The organism is Chromohalobacter sp. HP20-39 (assembly GCF_033052815.1).
Taxonomy (GTDB): domain Bacteria; phylum Pseudomonadota; class Gammaproteobacteria; order Pseudomonadales; family Halomonadaceae; genus Chromohalobacter.
In genome coordinates, this window is sequence record NZ_JAWHTP010000004.1 from 21904 (window position 1) to 38981 (window position 17078).

The following is a 17078-nucleotide window of genomic DNA, read 5'->3' on the forward strand; positions in this document are numbered from 1 at the left end:
ATGGAGACTCCCATATGTCGCGTCAGCTTTCCCGCACCGACAACCTGATTCAGCAGTTCGATACCATCCTGCGTACGCTCGTGCCGCACGCCGCCAGTGCGTCGCGCGCCAACCCCGCCGTGGGCACGCAGGATGCCGAAATGACCGACGCCGAGCGTCGTCATTCCGCAGGACTGATGCGCATCAATCATACCGGTGAGGTGTGCGCCCAGGCGCTCTATCAGGGACAGGGGGCAACCGCCAAGCTGCACGAGACGCGCGCTCAGATGGAGCAGGCGGCGGCCGAGGAAATCGACCACCTCGCTTGGTGCGATGAACGCTTGCGCGAGCTCGATGGCCGGACCAGCTATCTCAACCCGGCGTTCTATGCGGCCTCGTTCGGCATGGGCGCGTTGGCCGGCAAGCTGGGCGATCACATCAGCCTGGGCTTCGTCGCCGCCACGGAAGAGCAGGTCGGCCGGCATCTCGACGATCACATGCACGAGTTGCCGCATGGCGACAGGCGCTCGCGGGCGGTGCTCAAGCAGATGCGTACCGACGAAGCGCATCACGAACGCTGGGCGCTGGAGGCGGGTGGTTCGCGTTTTCCCATGCCGCTTAAACTGGGCATGCGCGTGATGTCGAAGGTGATGACCAAATCGGTTTATCAGTTATAAGCGTATTAGAGTTATAAGCTTGAAGCCGGAAGCTGAAAGTAACTCCAAAAGCAGAACCCCACCTCGGCTAGATCGAGGTGGGGTTCGCTTTTTCTTCAAGCTTCGAGCTTACGGCTCCGCCGTCCCGTAGCGAATCAGTCGAGGTTGCGGGAGTAGAAGATTTCCAGCATTTCCTTGCGTAGCCGATCCTCGATGTCGCGGGCTTCCTCGAAGGTCAAATCGCGGCGAGTGCTGCCGAACAGGTAGTGGTCGAGTTCGAAGTCTTTCAGCAACATTTTGGTATGGAACATGTTTTCCTGATAGACGTTGACGTCGACCATTTGGTAAGCGCGCTTGGTGTCTTCCGCCAGGTAGTCCTGGATGGAGGTGATATCGTGGTCGATGAACAGCTTGCGGCCGTCGACGTCGCGAGTGAAGCCGCGCACGCGATAATCCGTGGTCACGATGTCGGAATCGAAACTGTGGATGAGGTAGTTCAACGCCTTGAGTGGGCTGATCATGCCGCAGGTAGACACGTCGATGTCCAGGCGAAAGGTGCTGATGCCGTTGTCCGGATGTGACTCTGGATAGGTATGCACCGTGACGTGGCTCTTGTCGAGATGCCCGACGACGGTTTCGGGTAGCGGCCCCGGGCCCGGCTCGATATGTTCGGGATCGTGTTCGTCGAGCTCGTGCTCGGCGATGAGAACGGTCACGCTGGCACCGTGCGGCTCGTAATCTTGGCGCGAAATGTTGAGCACGTGCGCACCGATGATATTGGTGACGTCCTTGAGGATCTGCGTCAGGCGTTCGGCATTGTAAAGCTCGTCGATATATTCGATGTAAGCCTTGCGCTGCTCTTCCGTCTTGGCATAGCAGATATCGTAGATATTGAAGCTCAGCGAGCTGGTCAGGTTGTTGAACCCGTGGAGTCGGAGATTATCGGTCACGCCCGAGCCTCCCAGTTGGCAGGTTGGTACTGAACCCGACGAACAGGCGCCGGAACCCGAGCAGATGCGTATGCAGGAAGGCGCGATTATGCACATCCACCGTGATCGGCGCATCTGTCGATTGGAATTTCTTTCGCGCCGCCCTGCGGATTATATCGTCACGCACACGCCGCGCGGGCGCTTCACGCCTCGACGATCTCGTAGGAATGCGTCATCTCGACGCCGCCGCGCGCGAGCATGATCGACGCGCTGCAATACTTATCGGCGGAAAGCTCCACCGCGCGCTTGACCTGGGCTTCCTTGAGACTGTGGCCCGTCACCGTGAAATGCACATGAATCTTGGTGAATACCGAGGGCGTGCCATCCGCGCGTTCGGCCTCGACGCTGGCCACGCAGTCGGTCACGTTGGCACGGGCCTTGTCGAGGATCTGCATGACATCGAAGGAGGTGCAGCCTCCCAGGCCCATGAGCATCATCTCCATGGGACGTGCACCGGTGTTGCGACCGCCGTGCTCGGGGTTGCCATCGAGCACCACGCTATGGCCACTGCCGGCCTCGGCGACGAACTGGCGACCATCGGTCCACTTGATGCTGGCTTTCATGGGCTGGGATTCCTCATCTGTCTGCGTGTGCCGCGCGCTTATGGCGTGGCCTGGAAACGTTGCATGGTAACGGGATCGGTATGTCGGTGTCGCCTCTCGCCGTGCGGGGCGTCCACTCAATGTGGGGATACCCTTGGCCAATCTCAAATGCCGCGGAGTTGAGCGTCCAATGTCGCGAGGCGCTCGGGGGTGCCGACATCCATCCAGCCTCCGCGATGATGAGTGCCGCCTGTACGTCCCGCCGTGATTGCCTCGCGGAGCAAGGGCGCCAGTTTGGCCGGTGTGTCGTCGGGTAAGCCGGCGACGAGCGTGGGCGCGAGTACCGCCATACCTGAATAGGTCAGGCGGGGCGCGATATCGAGCTGTACGCGTCCTGCGTCGTCGAGGGCGAAGTCACCCTCGGCGTGGTGATCGGGGTTGTCGACCAACACCAGGTGGGCGAGGTCGTCACCCAGGCCGGGCAAGGTCGTCAGTGCGATATCGCACCAGACGTCACCGTTGATCAGCAGAAAAGGGGCATTGCCCAGCAAGGGCAATGCATGACGAATGCCGCCTGCCGTCTCGAGGGGGGTGGTTTCGTGGCTGAAGGCGAGCGACACGCCGAAGCGTTGGCCGTCGCCGAGAGCCTCGACGATCTGCTCGGCGCGATAGCTGACGTTGATGACGATGTCGGTGATGCCCGCCGCGGCCAGGCGCTCCAGGTGATGCACGATCAACGGCTTGCCCGCGACCGGCAACAGCGGCTTGGGGCAATGGTCGGTGAGGGGGCGCATCCGCGTCCCCAGCCCGGCGGCAAGTATCATGGCCTTCATGACGCGCGCTCTTTCAAGGAGTGAGCGATGCCTCGACGGTCGAGTTCTCGGCACAGAGCAGGGGTGAAGGTGGTCTCCACCCAGGCGAGAAAGTCGCCTTGCGCGGGTAACGCCGTGAGCCCTTGCTGCAAATGCGCGAGGAAGTGCGGGAGGCGCTCCATGTAGCGCGGCTTGGCATCGCGCAGTGCCAATCGGCAGAAGATCCCCAAGACCTTGAGTGAGCGCTGCACGCCCATCGCTTCCACCTGGCGCAAGAAAGTAGTGGCATCGCTCTCGGCGGGTAGTCGGCCATCGGCCTGTGCCCGCTGGTGAAATGTGTCGATGAAAGCGTCCATGCGTTCACGTGACCACAGTCGGTAGCGTCCGCGCAGCAGCGAGACGAGGTCGTAAGTGAGAGGGCCGCGTACCGCATCCTGGAAGTCGATCAGCCATAGCGCGTCATCACGGACCATCAGGTTCATGGCATCGAAGTCGCGATGGACGGCGATCCGGGGCTGGGCGAGTGCGTTGTCGATGAGCGTCTCGCGTAGCGCCGGCCAGTTGGGCGGTGCGGGAATTTCGAGCAGCCGTGTGAGACACCATTCGGGAAATAGGTCTAGCTCACGTGCCAGCAGGTCACTGTCGTAGGTCGGCAGCGCGACACTTGGCGCCTGGCGCTGCACGCGTTCGAGCAGCTGTAGCGCGCGCTCGAACCATACGCTGGTTTCGGCAGCGGTATCCAGGTGTTGATGCATGACATCGTCGCCGAGATCTTCGATCTCGACGAAGCCGGCCTCGAGGTCCACGGCATAGAGCCTGGGCACGGGAAGCCCAGCTGCACGCCAGTCGCGTGCGATATCCACGAAGGATTGGCTGTTCTCGTGCTCGGGCGGCGCATCCATGAGCACCCGTGGGGTGCCGTCGGGCAGGCGCAAGCGATAATAATGACGGAAGCTGGCATCGTCGGCGACTTGTTCTAGTCGGCAGTCGCCGAGGGACAGATCGTGTTGCCGGGCGATCCAGCGTTGAAGGGTCTCCGCGCGCTCGTTCATGCGGGCTCCTCGTGGGTTGCGTGTTGACGGGCCTGGTTCGCCGCCGCATGCTGGGCGTCAACTCCCTGGCGCGTCCATTGTCGTTGCGTATCGCCGACGATCAAGGCGTCGCGTAGTATCTTCGTGCCGCGTCACTCAATAGCGCGCCCTCGCGAGGCAGACGCACGCGACAGGGACTGTATAATACCGATTCCACTCGGCAAGGACACAGAGGACCATGGGCAAGCGACTCTTCTGGACTGCCCTCTCAGGCTTGATGGTAAGCGCTGCCCACGCGGCGCCTCCCGCGCCCCTGCCCGCGCAGCAGCTCGATTGGCAATCCTGGGGCGACCAAGCGCCGAATGGCGCACTTTGTAGCGGGCGTTACATCGAGCCGGGCTATCAATTGTCCGCCGGTGACACTCCCCGGCAAGTTCGTACCGCTTCCGCCACCGCTGCCTATGGCGATGGCGGTGCCTCCATACTCGCTGGCGAGGTGGTGTTGCGGCGCGGCGATACCCAGCTCGAAGCGCCGCGTGTGCGTGTCAACGCGGCACGTGATCGCGCGTTCGCCGAAGGACCGACGGCAGTTCGTTATCCCGGCTTGCTCGTGCGTGGCGGTGACGCGAGCATGGCGTTAGAGAGCGACGCCGCACATGTCAACAATGCGCACTACGTGATCCACGAGCAACGCGTACGCGGCGATGCCGTCGAGCTTCGGCGCTTGCCGGATGGCCGCTACCGTCTCGAAGAGGCCAGCTTTACCACCTGTGAGCCAGGCAACAGTTTGTGGCGCATGGTGGGTAGTGACGTGACTTTGAATCGCGCCGAAGGCTTCGGTACCGCGACCCATGCGCGCCTGGAGATGGGTGATGTGCCGGTGTTCTACTGGCCATGGCTACGTTTCCCCATCGATGACCGCCGGCAGAGTGGCTTTCTTTGGCCGACGCTCGGTTTCTCGAGCGCTGGACTGGATTATACGCAGCCCTATTATCTCAACTTGGCCCCCAATTACGATGCCACCCTATCGCCGCGATGGATGAGTGAACATGGCGCCATGTTGGGCGGTGAGTTCCGTTATCTGTTCGGTAGCGATCAGGGCTCCATAGAGGGCGCGTATCTGGCCAGTGATCGGGGCGGGGCAAGTGACAACCCTAATGATCCCGATGACGCCTTCGAGGGCGAGTCGCGTTGGTACATCGATTATCAGCACGCGGGGCGTTTCTCGCCGCGTCTGGATTACCAACTGGCCTATGGGGCGGCAAGCGATGGCCGTTACTTCGATGATTTCGGGCGCAATTTCGCCGAGCAAGATACCGATCATTTGCGGCGTCTGGCACGCACGACCTACCGGGGCGATACCTGGCTGCTCGATGCACGTGCTCAAGGCTATCAGAAGCTCGAATACCCGCTCGCCGAGAACGACAAGCCGTTCTACCGCTTGCCTAGCTTGACCGCCGATGCCCGCTGGCGCCAGGACAGTGGCTTCTATCAGGAGTGGAATTCCAATGTGACCTACTTCTGGCGTGACATCAATGAGCAGAAGGTGCCCATTCGCGAGTCTGCGACCGGCTCTCGCGTGCACCTGACGCCGGCGTTGGGGTGGCGCGCCGATCCCAGTTGGGGCTTCTTCGAGCCACGTGCCCAGCTTTGGCAATCGAGCTATGAACTCGACTACGGCAACCGGCAGACTGACCGCGATGAAAACCCCTCGTTGACGGCACCGGTTCTGTCGGTGGACTCGGGGCTGATCTTCGAGCGCGAGACCACGTTGTTCGGCAATGATTGGCGTCAGACGCTAGAGCCACGGCTCTACTATGCTTATGTGCCGGAGCGCGACCAGACCGGTTTCCCCGATTTCGACACCAGCGAACGGGCCGTGTCCTGGGGGCAGCTATGGTCGCCTTACAGGTTCACCGGCGCCGATCGTCTGGGGGATGTCAACAAGCTGTCTTACGGCGCATCCACACGCTTTCTGGAAGACGAGACTGGGCGCGAACGCCTCTCCCTGTCGGTGGGGCAGAGCAGCTATTTCTCCAATCGCAACATCAACATGAACGGCAATCCCGACACGCTGCCGGATCGCGAGTCGGACTATCAGGACTGGTATAACGCCACGCGGGACCGCTCGCCGGTGATTACTCAACTGGAATGGCAGATGAGCGAGCGCTGGCGGAGTCGTTATTCGTGGTTCTACGATCCCGATCGCAGCCTGACCGAGAAGGCGTCGGCATATCTGCAGTACCAAGATCCCGCCGGTCATGTTTTGAACCTTGGTTACACGTGGCAAGTCGAAGGGTTCCAGCCAGCCGATGATGCAGAAGACCGCTTGGGTTACAACCGTGAGAATTACGATGTGTCCTTCGCGTATCAGGCGCTGCCGAGCTTGGACCTGATTGGCCGCTTCTTGTATGACAACACCAATGATCGTGCCCTGGAAGAGTTGGCAGGGGTGCAGTTCAATGATTGCTGTGCGGCGGTGCAGCTCGTTTGGCGTAAGTGGATCGAAGATAACGATACCGCCAATACCATCAAGGACGACTATACGAACCGTGGCGTCTTCTTGCGCTTCGTGTTCAAGGGATTGGGTGGCGTTGGGCAGGGAGCCGACAGCTACTTCGAAGAAGCGGTCCCCGGTTATCAGGCGACGCGCTTCTAAACCAGCTTGCCAATATTCACCGTCGGCGTCCGCGCCGACGCTAAGACAGTAACGTAGAGAGGACTTCATGCGCTTGAGATCGTTCGCCTTTCTGGCCTGCATGCTACTGATGGCGATGGCGCCACTGGTGGCGTCGGCGCAGCCCCAGCCGCTGGACCGCATCGTGGCGGTCGTCAACAAAGACGCGATCATGCTGAGCCAGCTTGAGGATCGTGTCGCCCAGGTGAGCAAGCAGATGGCCAGTCGCAATATGCCCGTGCCGGATAAGCAGGATCTGCGCCGCCAAGTGCTCGATCGGATGATCGTCGAGCAGATTCAGTTGCAGATGGCCGAGCGCGCCAATGTGAGCATCGACGACACGCAACTCAATGCCGCCGTGCGCAAAATCGCCGAGAACAATGGCATGTCGCTGGATGAGTTCGCCGACTCGCTCGAGAAAGACGGTATGTCGCTGGCCACGGTACGCGAACAAGTGCGTCGCGAAATGCTGCTGCGTCAAGTGCAGCAGGGCCAGGTCGCCAGCCGCGTCAACATCACCGACCGTGAAGTGGACCGCTATCTCGATCAGCAAGGCAGCTCATCCGACACGGCCTACCATCTAGCGCACCTTCTCGTGTCGCTGCCGCAATCGCCCACCCCCGAGCAGGTCGAGCAGGCACGGGCCAAAGCGCGCGACCTGTATCGCCAGTTGCAGAACGGGGCCGATTTCCAGCAACTCGCCACGGCCGAATCCGATGGCGAGCAGGCGAGTTCCGGCGGTGATCTGGGCTGGCGCCGTGGTGACCAGTTGCCGACGATCTTTGCCGATGTGGTACCGCAGCTTGCCGACGGCGAGGTCAGTGAGCCGGTGCGTAGCCCCAGCGGCTTCCATCTGGTCAAGCGTATCGACACGCGTGGCGGTCAGGGGGAACAGAAGACGGTGGTTACCGAGAACCGCGTACGCCATATCCTGATCGGTACCAATCCGAACCGTAACGATGAACAGGCCAAAGCGTTGGCCCAAGACATTCGTCAGCGGATCGTGGGCGGTGAAAGCTTCGCCGCGCTCGCGCAGCAGTATAGCGACGACGATGGTTCTGCGCTCAACGGCGGTGAACTCGGCTGGGTGCGTCCCGGGCAGATGGTGCCGGCGTTCGAGGATGCCGTGAACGATATGCAGGTCGGTGAGTTGTCGCAGCCGGTGCGCTCACGCTTCGGGTACCATGTAATCAAGCTCGAGGATCGGCGCCAGAAGGACGTGACCCGTGATGCGCAACGTGAGCAGATTCGGCAGACGCTGTTTCAACGTAAGGTGAATGACGAGATGGAAGCCTGGGTGCAGGAAATCCGCGCCGACGCCTATATCGACAATCGGCTGGAAGACGGCCAGCAGTGATGGCGTCTTCCCCGCTATTGGCACTGACCACCGGGGAGCCCGCAGGGATTGGGCCGGATTTGACACTGGCCTTGGCCGCGTCGTGGGGAGTGCTCGAGGCACGTGTCGTCGCGGTCGGCGACCCTGAGTTACTGGCCGCGCGGGCTGCGGGATTGTCGCTTGCGGTACGCATCGTGCCGCTTGCCGACGGCGAAACGGTGCCGGCGTCTCGCGATGGCGTTCTGCCGGTGTGGCCAGTGCGACTGCGAACTCCTACCGAGGCCGGTCGGCTCGACCCTGCCAACGCCGCCTATGTGCTTGAAACGCTCGATGTGGCTATCGCGGCCTGCCGTGATGGCCATGCCGATGCCATGGTCACTGCACCCTTGCACAAGGGGGCGATCATCGAGGGCGGCTATCCCCGTTTTACTGGTCACACCGAATACCTGCGTGATGCCTGTGGTGTCGAAGAAGTGGTGATGATGTTGGCCACCGAGCGTACCAAGCCGCCCTTGCGTGTGGCGTTGGCAACGACGCACCTGCCGTTGCGCGCGGTAGCCGATGCCATCGATGCCCAGAGCCTGCGCCGCGTGATCACGATTCTGGCAGCGGATTTGCGTCGCCACTTCGGCGTCGCGCGACCGCGTATCCTGGTCTGCGGCCTCAATCCGCATGCCGGCGAGGACGGTCACTTGGGCATTGAAGAGCGTGATATCATCGCGCCGACGCTGGCTGAGCTACGCCATGATGGTCTAGACCTCGTCGGCCCCTTGCCTGCCGATACGTTGTTCACGCCGCATCACTTGGACGACGCCGATGCCGTGCTCGCCATGTATCACGACCAGGGCTTGCCGGTACTGAAGTACGCTGGCTTTGGCGAAGCCACGAACGTGACGCTGGGGTTGCCGCTGATTCGTACCTCGGTCGATCACGGTACGGCGCTCGACTTGGCCGCGAGTGGCCAAGCCGACGCCGGTAGCTTACGGGTGGCGCTCGAGGTGGCCGCCAGAATGGCTCGTGATGGTGCGCCTCGCCCCTGAATGCCCGATTTTCCCCAAGGAATACGCAACGCCCATGTCCAATCGCCCTCCGGTCCACCAGGCCCGTAAACGTTTCGGCCAGAATTTTTTGCGCGACACTGGTGTGATTGACCGGATCGTGCACGCCATCGCGCCGCGAGCCGACCAGCGCTTGATCGAAATCGGCCCCGGACAAGGCGCGTTGACGGAGCCGTTGCTGGATGCCGCCGGCGCGCTGGAGGTCATCGAGCTGGATCGTGACCTGATTCCGGGGCTGCGCGTGCAGTTCTTCAATTATCCTGCGTTCGTCATCCACGAGGGGGATGCGCTCAAGTTCGATTTCGCCGCCCTTGCCGCGCAAGGAGAAACGCCTGGCAAGCCGCTACGCGTCATCGGCAATCTCCCCTACAACATCTCTACGCCGCTGATCTTTCATCTATTGACGGCGCGCGGCGCCATTGCCGACATGCATTTCATGCTGCAAAGGGAGGTCGTCGAGCGTCTGGCGGCGTCACCGGGCAGTTCGGCATGGGGCCGCCTGTCGGTCATGGCGCAGTATTACTGTTGCGTAGACAACCTATTCGTGGTTCCGGCAGAGGCCTTTACTCCGCAGCCCAAGGTGGAATCGGCGATCGTGCGCCTGGTGCCGCATGCCGAGCCGCCACATGTCGCGCATGACGAAGCGCTGTTCGCCGAGATCGTGCGCGAGGCCTTTGGTCAGCGCCGCAAGACACTGCGCAACAACTTCAAGGGCCGCCTTGATGACGCGGCTTGGGACGCGTTGGAGATCGACGCGGGGCGCCGCCCACAGACGCTGAACGTCGGAGAGCTGGTGCGTATTACCAATCATGTCGCGGGAGCGACGCCATGAGTGAAGTGGCCGCCGATGTGCAGGTGGAGGTCGAGCCCGTCTACCAGGCAGGTGAGTCCGCCCCCGCCGAGCAGCGCTATGTTTTCAGTTATACGATTACTGTGCACAACCGTTCGATGCGCTCGATTCAACTGCTGGCACGTCATTGGCAGATAACCCAGAGCAGCGGCAAGGTGCAGGAGGTGCGCGGTAAGGGGGTCGTCGGGCAGCAGCCATTGATCGGCCCCGGTCAGCGCTTTCGTTATACCAGCCGCGCGGTGCTCGATGGCCCGGTGGGCGTCATGGAAGGGAGTTACACCTGCCTGGACACGACCGAGCAGCGTGCCTTCGAGGTGCCCATCGCGGCCTTCCGTCTCGCGGGGCCCAACCAGATACACTGAGTGTCGGGAGAGATATGTCGACATATGCCATCGGCGACTTGCAGGGCTGCCATGAGGAGTTCGCGGCACTGCTCGAACGGATTGCTTTCGATCCACGGCGTGATCGCCTGTGGCTAGTGGGCGACTTGGTCAATCGTGGGCCGGGGTCGCTTGATTGTCTGCGTGCGGTAAAGGCACTGGGTGACAGCGCTCGGGTCGTGCTCGGCAACCACGACTTGCATTTGCTGGCGGCGGCCTGGGCCGACGCGCCGCTCAAGCGTTCCGATACGCTGCAACCGATTCTGGAGGCGGATGACCGCGATGAACTGCTCGATTGGTTGCGTCGCCAGCCGTTGCTGGTACATGACGCTGCGCTCGACGCGGTCATGGTCCATGCCGGACTGCCGCCGCATTGGTCGCTGAAACAGGCGCGCGACTACGCTGACGAGGTCGAGGCGGTGCTGCGTGGCGATGCGGTGGGCGCTTTCCTGGCGTCGATGTACGGCAATTCGCCGGCGCGCTGGACGGACGACCTTGAGGGTATCGAGCGCCTAAGGGTGATCGTCAATACCTTCACGCGCATGCGTTTCATCGCGGCCGACGGCACCCTCGATTTCGCCGCCAAGGAAGGCTTGGACAGCGCGCCTGCTGGTTTTGCGCCTTGGTTCACCTACCCGCGCCATGATGATCCACGTATCGTCTTCGGCCATTGGGCGGCGCTTCAGGGCAAGACCCCCGACGCCCGCGTGCGTGCCCTGGCGCTGGATACCGGTTGCGTATGGGGCGGCGAGCTGACCGCGGTCGATCTGGAAAGCGCTGAACGCTACGTCGAGCCGGCGCATCCGCGGCGTTGATACTGACCCCCACAAGGAGCGATTACATGTCCGACGAGACGAGCTTTACCCACCTTGCGCCGACCACGCTGGCTCATTGGCTCGATAACGCCCGTGAGGTGACGCTGGTCGATATCCGCGATCCCTTGAGTTACTCACAGGGTCATATTCCCGGCAGCCACCACCTCGACAATGCCAGCGTGGCGGCATTGTTCGAGCGGGCGCCGCGCGAACGCCCCATGGTCGTCGTCTGCTATCACGGCCATTCCAGTCAGCAGGCGGCGACCTGGCTGGCGGCCCAGGGCTTTAGCGATGTCTATAGCCTGGACGGCGGCTTCACCGACTGGGCCGCACGTCATCCCGAGCGAGTCGAGCACTGAACCCATGAACGAGCCGCGCGATGTGCTCGAGGATTTCGCCGTCTACCGGGTCGGTGGGGCGGTGCGTGATGCGCGCCTGGGTTGGCCGGTAACCGACGAAGACTGGGTCGTGGTCGGTGCCACCCCGGAAGCACTTACCGCGCGGGGATTCATCCCGGTGGGGCGCGACTTTCCGGTCTTCCTGCACCCGGTGACCCATGAGGAGTATGCCCTGGCGCGTACCGAACGCAAGCAGGGCCACGGCTATACCGGGTTCGTGGTTCACGCCAGCCCCGAGGTGACCCTCGAGGAAGATCTGGCTCGCCGCGACCTGACCATCAATGCCATGGCGGAAGACGCGGAGGGGCATCTTGTCGATCCTTTCCAGGGCGCACAGGATCTCGAGGCGCGCGTGCTGCGTCATGTCTCCGAGGCGTTCGTCGAAGACCCTTTGCGTGTGCTGCGCACGGCACGCTTCTGGGCGCGCTACCGTGATCTGGGCTTCGTCATCGCCGACGACACGAAGCGCCTGATGCGTCGGTTATGCGGTAGTGGCGAAATCGGTCACCTCGTTGCCGAGCGTGTCTGGCAGGAGACCGTCAAGGCGTTGGCAGAACCGCGTCCCATCGCCTACTTCCGGGCGCTGCGAGAGTGCGGGGCCCTGGCCGTATGGATGCCGGAATTGGATGACGACCACGTTCTCGCGTGCGGTGAAGCGTCCATGGCGGTATTGCCTGCCAACGAAGAGCCCGCGATGTGGCGTTGGGCGCGATTGCTCGAAGCGTTGACGGACGATGCCCGCGACGCCTTGTGCGAACGCCTGCGTGTGCCCAATGCGTGGCGCGACCTGGCTCGCCAGGTCGCACGCACCCGGACGCTGCAGCAGACGGCTGAAGGCCGGGCCTTGGCGGCGAACGACATGATGGCCTGGTTCGATGCCATCGACGCCTGGCGGCGTCGCGAGCGTGTCGAACCCTTGCGGCGTTATCTGGCGTTGACGGCCCCGGCCTTGGCCGAATTCGTCGCCGAGGCTTGGCAAAAAGCGATCGAGATCGAACCGCGCACGTTGCTCGACGAAGGGTATCGTGGCAAGGCGCTGGGAGAAGCGCTGGGCCAGCGTCGACTGGAAGCCATTGAGGATGCGGTCAGGATGTATGATTTATAAGAACCGCCCGTGCCTGGCAAGGCATAGAGCAAGGGTATAGACACCGTGATATACAACGCAGAGAGGGCCAGATTGCCCCCTCTGCGTTTTTATGCGTTGCGTGCGCGGCGTGGCATTACACGAACAGACCGATGATCAGTGCGACCACCAGACCCACCAGCCCGATCAATGTCTCCATTACCGTCCAGCTTTTCAGGGTCTGTGCCTCGGTCAGGCCGAAGTAACGGTTGACCAGCCAAAAACCGGAATCGTTGACGTGACTGAGCACGGTGGCACCGGAGGCGATGGCGATCACGATCAAGCCGAGTACCGGCCCTTCCAGGCCCAGTGTCGAGATCAAGGGCGCCATCAGTCCGGCGGCGGTAATCATCGCCACGGTAGCGGAGCCTTGTACCACGCGCACGGCGGTAGAGATCAAGAAGGCGAGCAGAATCGGCGGCAGGGCACTGTCGGCCATCATCTGGCCCATGACCTCGCCGACGCCGGAGTCGATCAGCATCTGTTTGAAGACACCGCCGGCACCGGTGACGAGGATGATGATGCCGGCCGGTTCGAGTGCCTTGGTGGCGACTTCCATGACATTCTCGCGGCTCATGCCACGCCGTGTGCCCAGGAACACGAACGACAGTAGCGTCGCCAGCGTCAGCGCCACGAAGGGATGACCCACGAACGCCAGGGCGGCGACGATTGGGCTATCGTCGGACAGCACCGCACCGGAGACGGTGTTGAGCACGATCAGCATCAGCGGCAGCAGAATGATCGAGAGAATCAGCTTGAAGCTCGGCAGGCCGGTGTTGTCGATCTCGTCCTTGGGCAGTTCCATGTAGTCTGGAATGCCAGCGTCGATATGCTTGGCGATATAGCGCCCGAAGATCGGCCCCGCGATGATCATGGCCGGCAGGCCCGCCATGGCCCCGAAGAGAATGACGTAGCCCAGGTCGGCGCCGATCAGTTCCGCCACGGCAATCGGTCCCGGCGTCGGGGGAATGAACGAATGGGTAACTGCAAGTCCGGCGAGAAGCGGGATACCATAGTAAAGTAGGGAGCGTCCGGTGCGGCGTGTCAGGGCATAGATCAGCGGCACCAGAATGATGAAAGCGACATCCAGGAACACCGGGATTGCCACCAGGAAGCCAGTCAACCCCATGGCCCACTGTGAGCGGTCTTCTCCGAAACGATCGAGCAATGTGCTGGCCAGGCGATCGACCCCGCCGGAGACTTCCAGCATCTTACCGAACATGGCGCCAAGACCCACGACGGTCGCAACGAAGCCAAGCGTGCCCCCCATGCCGTCCTGCACGGACTGCAGAATGGCCTCGAGATTCATCCCCGTGGTGAGACCCACGATCAAGCTGACGGTCAAGAGTGCAACGAAGGCATGCAGGCGCAGGCGCATGACCAGATACAACAGCAATATGATGCCGCCCAGCGCGGAAAGGAGCAGGGGGGTGGCGTTATCCATGTGAACGAAACCTCTATTGGAGGCGCGACCGGCAGCGGGGAATACGGCGATGGTCGCGTTGTGCCTTGGCGTCGGATTTAGGAAAATGAATGTTACCGGTAACATTGCATGCATAACAATGCTTTGAAAGGCGAATAGAGAACGAGGAAGAGTGAATATGAGCGAATCGACAGGCAAGACGCAGCGGGTCATCGTCATGGGCGTGTCGGGTTGCGGCAAGACCTCGGTCGGTGAACGCCTGGCCGAGGCGCTCGATGGACGTTTCATCGATGGTGATCACTATCATTCGACGACTAGCGTGGAAAAGATGTCACGCGGTGAGCCGCTCGATGATGACGACCGCGCTGGTTGGCTGGCACGTTTGGCTGAACTCGTGCGCGAAGGGCGCGACAATCGTGAAACGGTGGTAATCGGTTGTTCGGCGCTCAAGCGCGAGTATCGCGACGTATTGCGTGGCGGTGATGATGCGCTATGTTTCGTACATTTGGCCGGCACGCGCGAGGTGCTGCTGGAGCGCTTGAAGGCGCGTCAGGATCACTTCTTCAAGGGTGAAGCCATGCTCGATAGCCAGTTGGCCACACTCGAGGCGCCGGGAGAAGGCGAGGCTGTTACCGTTAACATCGATGCGTCGCTGGACGACGTCGTCGCCCTCAGCGTGCAAGGCCTGGTGCGTGGTGATACCGAGCATGCCTCTTGAGAGTGCGAGCGGTGGTTGAGAGAAGAGCTAGTGCGTCAGGTGCTTTGACGCAGTGCGATCTCGAAGCCCATGTCATGGCGGGATGGCTCGCGCGGCGCCCCTTGCAAGCGCTTGACGAGCAGACGCGCGGCTTGTTCACCAATGGTGCGACGTGGCGTGATCACGGTGGTGAGCGTCGGCCAGGTCGCGTCGGTGATATCCAGGCCGTTGAAGCCCGCCAGGGCCAACTGACCGGGCACATCGAGACGCCGTCGCTGGCATTCGAACAAGGCGCCTGCCGCCAGGTCATCGTTGCAGCAGAACACGGCATCCATGTCCGGCCAACGTTCGAGCATGGCTGACAGCAGTTCCCCGCCCAGGCGATAGGACGAGGGACGCGGCGTCGTCTGGCAGCGCTGCGTCGACAGTTCCGCCGCTTTCAAGGCATCTTCCCAGCCGGCCAGACGTTGCTGAACGCGATAATCGAGCCGTGCGCCGCAGAATCCGATGCGCCGATAGCCGGCAGCGATCAAGGCCTCCCCGATGGCGCGACCGGCCGCGCGTTGATCGAGACCGACATTGATATCGAGCGGAGTGTCGGTCAATTCCATGGTCTCGACCACCGGCAGGCGCGATCGACTCAGCAGGCGCTGGGCGTAGTCGGTGTGTCGAGTGCTGGAGAGCACGAAGCCGTCGACGCCGTAGGCGAGGAAGATATCGATCAGTCGTTCTTCCTCGAGAATCGAGTACCCGGTGTGGCCCATGAGCACCTGGTAACCCGCCTCGCGCAGCCCTTCATCGACGCCGCGCTGGACCTCGGAGAACACCGAGTTGGAAATCGATGGCACCAGCAATGCCACGCTCAGGCTGCGTCCGCTGGAGAGTGCCCCGGCTTGGCGATTGGGAACGTAATCCAGCGCCTCAGTGGCCTCCTCGATACGTAGCCTGAGAGTTTCGGAAACGCGTTGGGGTTCACGTAAGGCCCGCGATACCGTGATTTTGCTGACGCCGACGCGTTCGGCGATATGCTGCAGAGTGACGCGACCCGACGAACGACGCGGCATGTGTCTCCCCATTCCGTTGTTATTTTATGCCGCCATGTTAGCGGTAACGTTTCTGGAGATTAGCATTCTCGCCAGGACATGGCAGTTGGGCCATGGTCGCAAGCGGCGTCAGAAGGACAGCAATAAGAGGATCAGCGGTGGCGAGAGTAGCGATAGCAAGAAGCCGTTGACGATGGCGATGGGCACGCAGGCCACGCCGCCGTGCTGCTGGATGACGGGCAGGGTGAAGTCCATGGACGTGGCGCCGCCATAGCCGATGGCCAGCGGTGTGGCCCGATGAATGAGCAGCGGAATGAGCAGAAAGGCGAAAAGCTCGCGCGCCAAGTCGTTGAAGAAGGCGACCCCGCCGAGTACTGGGCCGAGCTGATCGCCGATGAGAATTCCCGAGAGTGAATACCAGCCGAAACCGGCAGCCATGGCGAGGCCTTCGTTCCAGCGCAGGTCGAGCAGTGGAGCGGCCAACAAGCCGCCGAGCAACGAACTGAGGGCCACGCTGGTCGCAATGATCAAGCCATGGCGGTTGAGAAGAATCTGCTTGAGCGGCATGCCTGAGTTGCGCAGTTGGCAGCCGATTAATGCCAGCAGCAAGTAGAGTGCCCATTCGGCGAGTGGCTCCGACCAGGCATGCACGATTCCGGCGCCCCAATGGCCGGCCGCCGCGCCGAACAGGGTTCCCAAAATTACCACGCCGGCGAGCGACAGCGACCCGAGGAAAGCCGCGCCGGTGCTGGTCGGTGCATCGGGGAGGCGAGGCGACTGTCCGGCGCGCAGGCGGCTGCGGCGTGATAACCAGGCCAGCGCGATCAGATTGAGGGGGGTGATGATCGCGAACAGCGTCGCGGCCTGGCCGCTCATCTGCGACAGCTGGCCGAGCAGATCCTCGAGCCCCGCCAGGCTGATACCCATCAGAAACAGGATGACGTAGACAGAGCCATTGACGCCGCGGTCGATCATGGCAAGCACGCCACTATGACGTACCGGCACCAGGTAGCCCACGATCAGGGGAAGCAGTATCAACAAAAGTCCGGCCAGCATGCCCGCTCCTGGTGGTGTAAGTCGCTTCGGAAGCGGCCACTCTATGTGAGCCGGGTGGGGCACGCAAAAGCTTTTGCTTATGGGGGGTTAGCACCTTTCATCGGCTCAACTCGCCGTCACGGTAGTATTCCACGCTGATTGGTAAGCCGGAAGTGTAACGCCGTCTTGATGTGCGGCATGGCGTGCCAGGCACTACGCTGAAAGAGCAACCCG

The 17078-nt window shown here is 62.0% G+C and carries 17 protein-coding genes; 10 read left to right on the forward strand and 7 right to left on the reverse strand.

Annotated elements, in window-relative coordinates; all coding sequences use genetic code 11:
- Nucleotides 1-14 precede the first annotated feature (14 nt).
- Complete coding sequence (gene coq7 / locus RVY79_RS09705; RefSeq protein ID WP_317463937.1) at nt 15-656, forward strand: 2-polyprenyl-3-methyl-6-methoxy-1,4-benzoquinone monooxygenase; 642 nt, start codon at nt 15-17, stop codon at nt 654-656.
- A gap of 134 nt (nt 657-790) precedes the next feature.
- On the opposite strand, the gene speD is transcribed toward coq7, so the two are convergent.
- The 4 genes from speD to RVY79_RS09725 form a co-directional block, all read right to left on the reverse strand.
- Nucleotides 791-1585, reverse strand: coding sequence for an adenosylmethionine decarboxylase (speD, locus tag RVY79_RS09710; RefSeq protein ID WP_317463938.1), 795 nt, complete (start codon nt 1583-1585; stop codon nt 791-793).
- A 182-nt stretch (nt 1586-1767) separates the two neighbouring features.
- Entirely contained in the window at nt 1768-2187 is a 420-nt protein-coding gene (locus RVY79_RS09715; RefSeq protein WP_317463939.1) for an OsmC family protein, read from the reverse strand.
- Between the two features lie 143 nt (nt 2188-2330).
- Nucleotides 2331-2999 carry an N-acetylmuramate alpha-1-phosphate uridylyltransferase MurU gene (gene murU / locus RVY79_RS09720; RefSeq protein ID WP_317463940.1) on the reverse strand — a complete coding sequence of 223 codons (669 nt, stop codon included), beginning with the start codon at nt 2997-2999 and terminating at the stop codon, nt 2331-2333.
- Nucleotides 2996-4030, reverse strand: a complete 1035-nt coding sequence (locus RVY79_RS09725) for an aminoglycoside phosphotransferase family protein (RefSeq protein WP_317463941.1) — start codon at nt 4028-4030, stop codon at nt 2996-2998. Before RVY79_RS09725 ends, murU begins: the two co-directional genes overlap by 4 nt.
- 217 nt (nt 4031-4247) lie before the next feature.
- Between RVY79_RS09725 and RVY79_RS09730 the strand changes: the two genes are divergently transcribed.
- The 8 genes from RVY79_RS09730 (at nt 4248) to RVY79_RS09765 (ending at nt 12628) form a co-directional block, all read left to right on the forward strand.
- Nucleotides 4248-6668: an LPS-assembly protein LptD gene (locus tag RVY79_RS09730; protein ID WP_317463942.1), complete on the forward strand. Its 2421-nt coding sequence runs from the start codon at nt 4248-4250 to the stop codon at nt 6666-6668.
- Between the two features lie 67 nt (nt 6669-6735).
- Nucleotides 6736-8043 carry a peptidylprolyl isomerase gene (locus RVY79_RS09735; RefSeq protein ID WP_317463943.1) on the forward strand — a complete coding sequence of 436 codons (1308 nt, stop codon included), beginning with the start codon at nt 6736-6738 and terminating at the stop codon, nt 8041-8043.
- Nucleotides 8043-9062 carry a 4-hydroxythreonine-4-phosphate dehydrogenase PdxA gene (gene pdxA, locus RVY79_RS09740; protein ID WP_317464299.1) on the forward strand — a complete coding sequence of 340 codons (1020 nt, stop codon included), beginning with the start codon at nt 8043-8045 and terminating at the stop codon, nt 9060-9062. The genes RVY79_RS09735 and pdxA overlap by 1 nt, the downstream gene beginning before the upstream one ends.
- 34 nt (nt 9063-9096) lie before the next feature.
- Entirely contained in the window at nt 9097-9912 is an 816-nt protein-coding gene (rsmA, locus tag RVY79_RS09745) for a 16S rRNA (adenine(1518)-N(6)/adenine(1519)-N(6))-dimethyltransferase RsmA (RefSeq protein ID WP_317463944.1), read from the forward strand.
- Nucleotides 9909-10292 (forward strand): Co2+/Mg2+ efflux protein ApaG, encoded by a 384-nt coding sequence (gene apaG, locus RVY79_RS09750; RefSeq protein ID WP_317463945.1) that lies wholly within the window; start codon nt 9909-9911, stop codon nt 10290-10292. Before rsmA ends, apaG begins: the two co-directional genes overlap by 4 nt.
- A 14-nt stretch (nt 10293-10306) precedes the next feature.
- Nucleotides 10307-11125 carry a symmetrical bis(5'-nucleosyl)-tetraphosphatase gene (locus RVY79_RS09755; RefSeq protein WP_317463946.1) on the forward strand — a complete coding sequence of 273 codons (819 nt, stop codon included), beginning with the start codon at nt 10307-10309 and terminating at the stop codon, nt 11123-11125.
- Between the two features lie 26 nt (nt 11126-11151).
- Nucleotides 11152-11484: a thiosulfate sulfurtransferase GlpE gene (glpE, locus tag RVY79_RS09760; protein ID WP_317463947.1), complete on the forward strand. Its 333-nt coding sequence runs from the start codon at nt 11152-11154 to the stop codon at nt 11482-11484.
- Between the two features lie 4 nt (nt 11485-11488).
- Nucleotides 11489-12628 carry a polynucleotide adenylyltransferase gene (locus RVY79_RS09765; RefSeq protein WP_317463948.1) on the forward strand — a complete coding sequence of 380 codons (1140 nt, stop codon included), beginning with the start codon at nt 11489-11491 and terminating at the stop codon, nt 12626-12628.
- A gap of 115 nt (nt 12629-12743) precedes the next feature.
- On the opposite strand, the gene RVY79_RS09770 is transcribed toward RVY79_RS09765, so the two are convergent.
- Complete coding sequence (locus RVY79_RS09770) at nt 12744-14090, reverse strand: gluconate:H+ symporter (RefSeq protein WP_317463949.1); 1347 nt, start codon at nt 14088-14090, stop codon at nt 12744-12746.
- Between the two features lie 157 nt (nt 14091-14247).
- On the opposite strand from RVY79_RS09770, the gene RVY79_RS09775 reads away from it, so the two are divergent.
- Nucleotides 14248-14787, forward strand: coding sequence for a gluconokinase (locus tag RVY79_RS09775; protein ID WP_317463950.1), 540 nt, complete (start codon nt 14248-14250; stop codon nt 14785-14787).
- 35 nt (nt 14788-14822) lie between these two features.
- Here RVY79_RS09775 and RVY79_RS09780 read toward each other — a convergent pair whose 3' ends face one another.
- Together RVY79_RS09780 and RVY79_RS09785 are read right to left on the reverse strand one after the other, a co-directional pair.
- Complete coding sequence (locus RVY79_RS09780; protein ID WP_317463951.1) at nt 14823-15830, reverse strand: LacI family DNA-binding transcriptional regulator; 1008 nt, start codon at nt 15828-15830, stop codon at nt 14823-14825.
- Between the two features lie 108 nt (nt 15831-15938).
- On the reverse strand, nt 15939-16865 hold the full coding sequence (locus tag RVY79_RS09785) for a lysine exporter LysO family protein (RefSeq protein WP_317463952.1): 927 nt from the start codon (nt 16863-16865) through the stop codon (nt 15939-15941).
- Nucleotides 16866-17078: the final 213 nt, after the last annotated feature.

Coding starts and splice junctions, on each gene's coding strand:
- coq7 (WP_317463937.1), top strand. CDS start 15: ATGTCGCGTCAGCTTTCCCGCACCGACAACCTGATTCAGCAGTTCGAT.
- RVY79_RS09715 (WP_317463939.1), bottom strand. CDS start 2,187: ATGAAAGCCAGCATCAAGTGGACCGATGGTCGCCAGTTCGTCGCCGAG.
- murU (WP_317463940.1), bottom strand. CDS start 2,999: ATGAAGGCCATGATACTTGCCGCCGGGCTGGGGACGCGGATGCGCCCC.
- RVY79_RS09725 (WP_317463941.1), bottom strand. CDS start 4,030: ATGAACGAGCGCGCGGAGACCCTTCAACGCTGGATCGCCCGGCAACAC.
- RVY79_RS09730 (WP_317463942.1), top strand. CDS start 4,248: ATGGGCAAGCGACTCTTCTGGACTGCCCTCTCAGGCTTGATGGTAAGC.
- RVY79_RS09735 (WP_317463943.1), top strand. CDS start 6,736: ATGCGCTTGAGATCGTTCGCCTTTCTGGCCTGCATGCTACTGATGGCG.
- pdxA (WP_317464299.1), top strand. CDS start 8,043: ATGGCGTCTTCCCCGCTATTGGCACTGACCACCGGGGAGCCCGCAGGG.
- rsmA (WP_317463944.1), top strand. CDS start 9,097: ATGTCCAATCGCCCTCCGGTCCACCAGGCCCGTAAACGTTTCGGCCAG.
- apaG (WP_317463945.1), top strand. CDS start 9,909: ATGAGTGAAGTGGCCGCCGATGTGCAGGTGGAGGTCGAGCCCGTCTAC.
- RVY79_RS09755 (WP_317463946.1), top strand. CDS start 10,307: ATGTCGACATATGCCATCGGCGACTTGCAGGGCTGCCATGAGGAGTTC.
- glpE (WP_317463947.1), top strand. CDS start 11,152: ATGTCCGACGAGACGAGCTTTACCCACCTTGCGCCGACCACGCTGGCT.
- RVY79_RS09765 (WP_317463948.1), top strand. CDS start 11,489: ATGAACGAGCCGCGCGATGTGCTCGAGGATTTCGCCGTCTACCGGGTC.
- RVY79_RS09770 (WP_317463949.1), bottom strand. CDS start 14,090: ATGGATAACGCCACCCCCCTGCTCCTTTCCGCGCTGGGCGGCATCATA.
- RVY79_RS09775 (WP_317463950.1), top strand. CDS start 14,248: ATGAGCGAATCGACAGGCAAGACGCAGCGGGTCATCGTCATGGGCGTG.
- RVY79_RS09780 (WP_317463951.1), bottom strand. CDS start 15,830: ATGCCGCGTCGTTCGTCGGGTCGCGTCACTCTGCAGCATATCGCCGAA.
- RVY79_RS09785 (WP_317463952.1), bottom strand. CDS start 16,865: ATGCTGGCCGGACTTTTGTTGATACTGCTTCCCCTGATCGTGGGCTAC.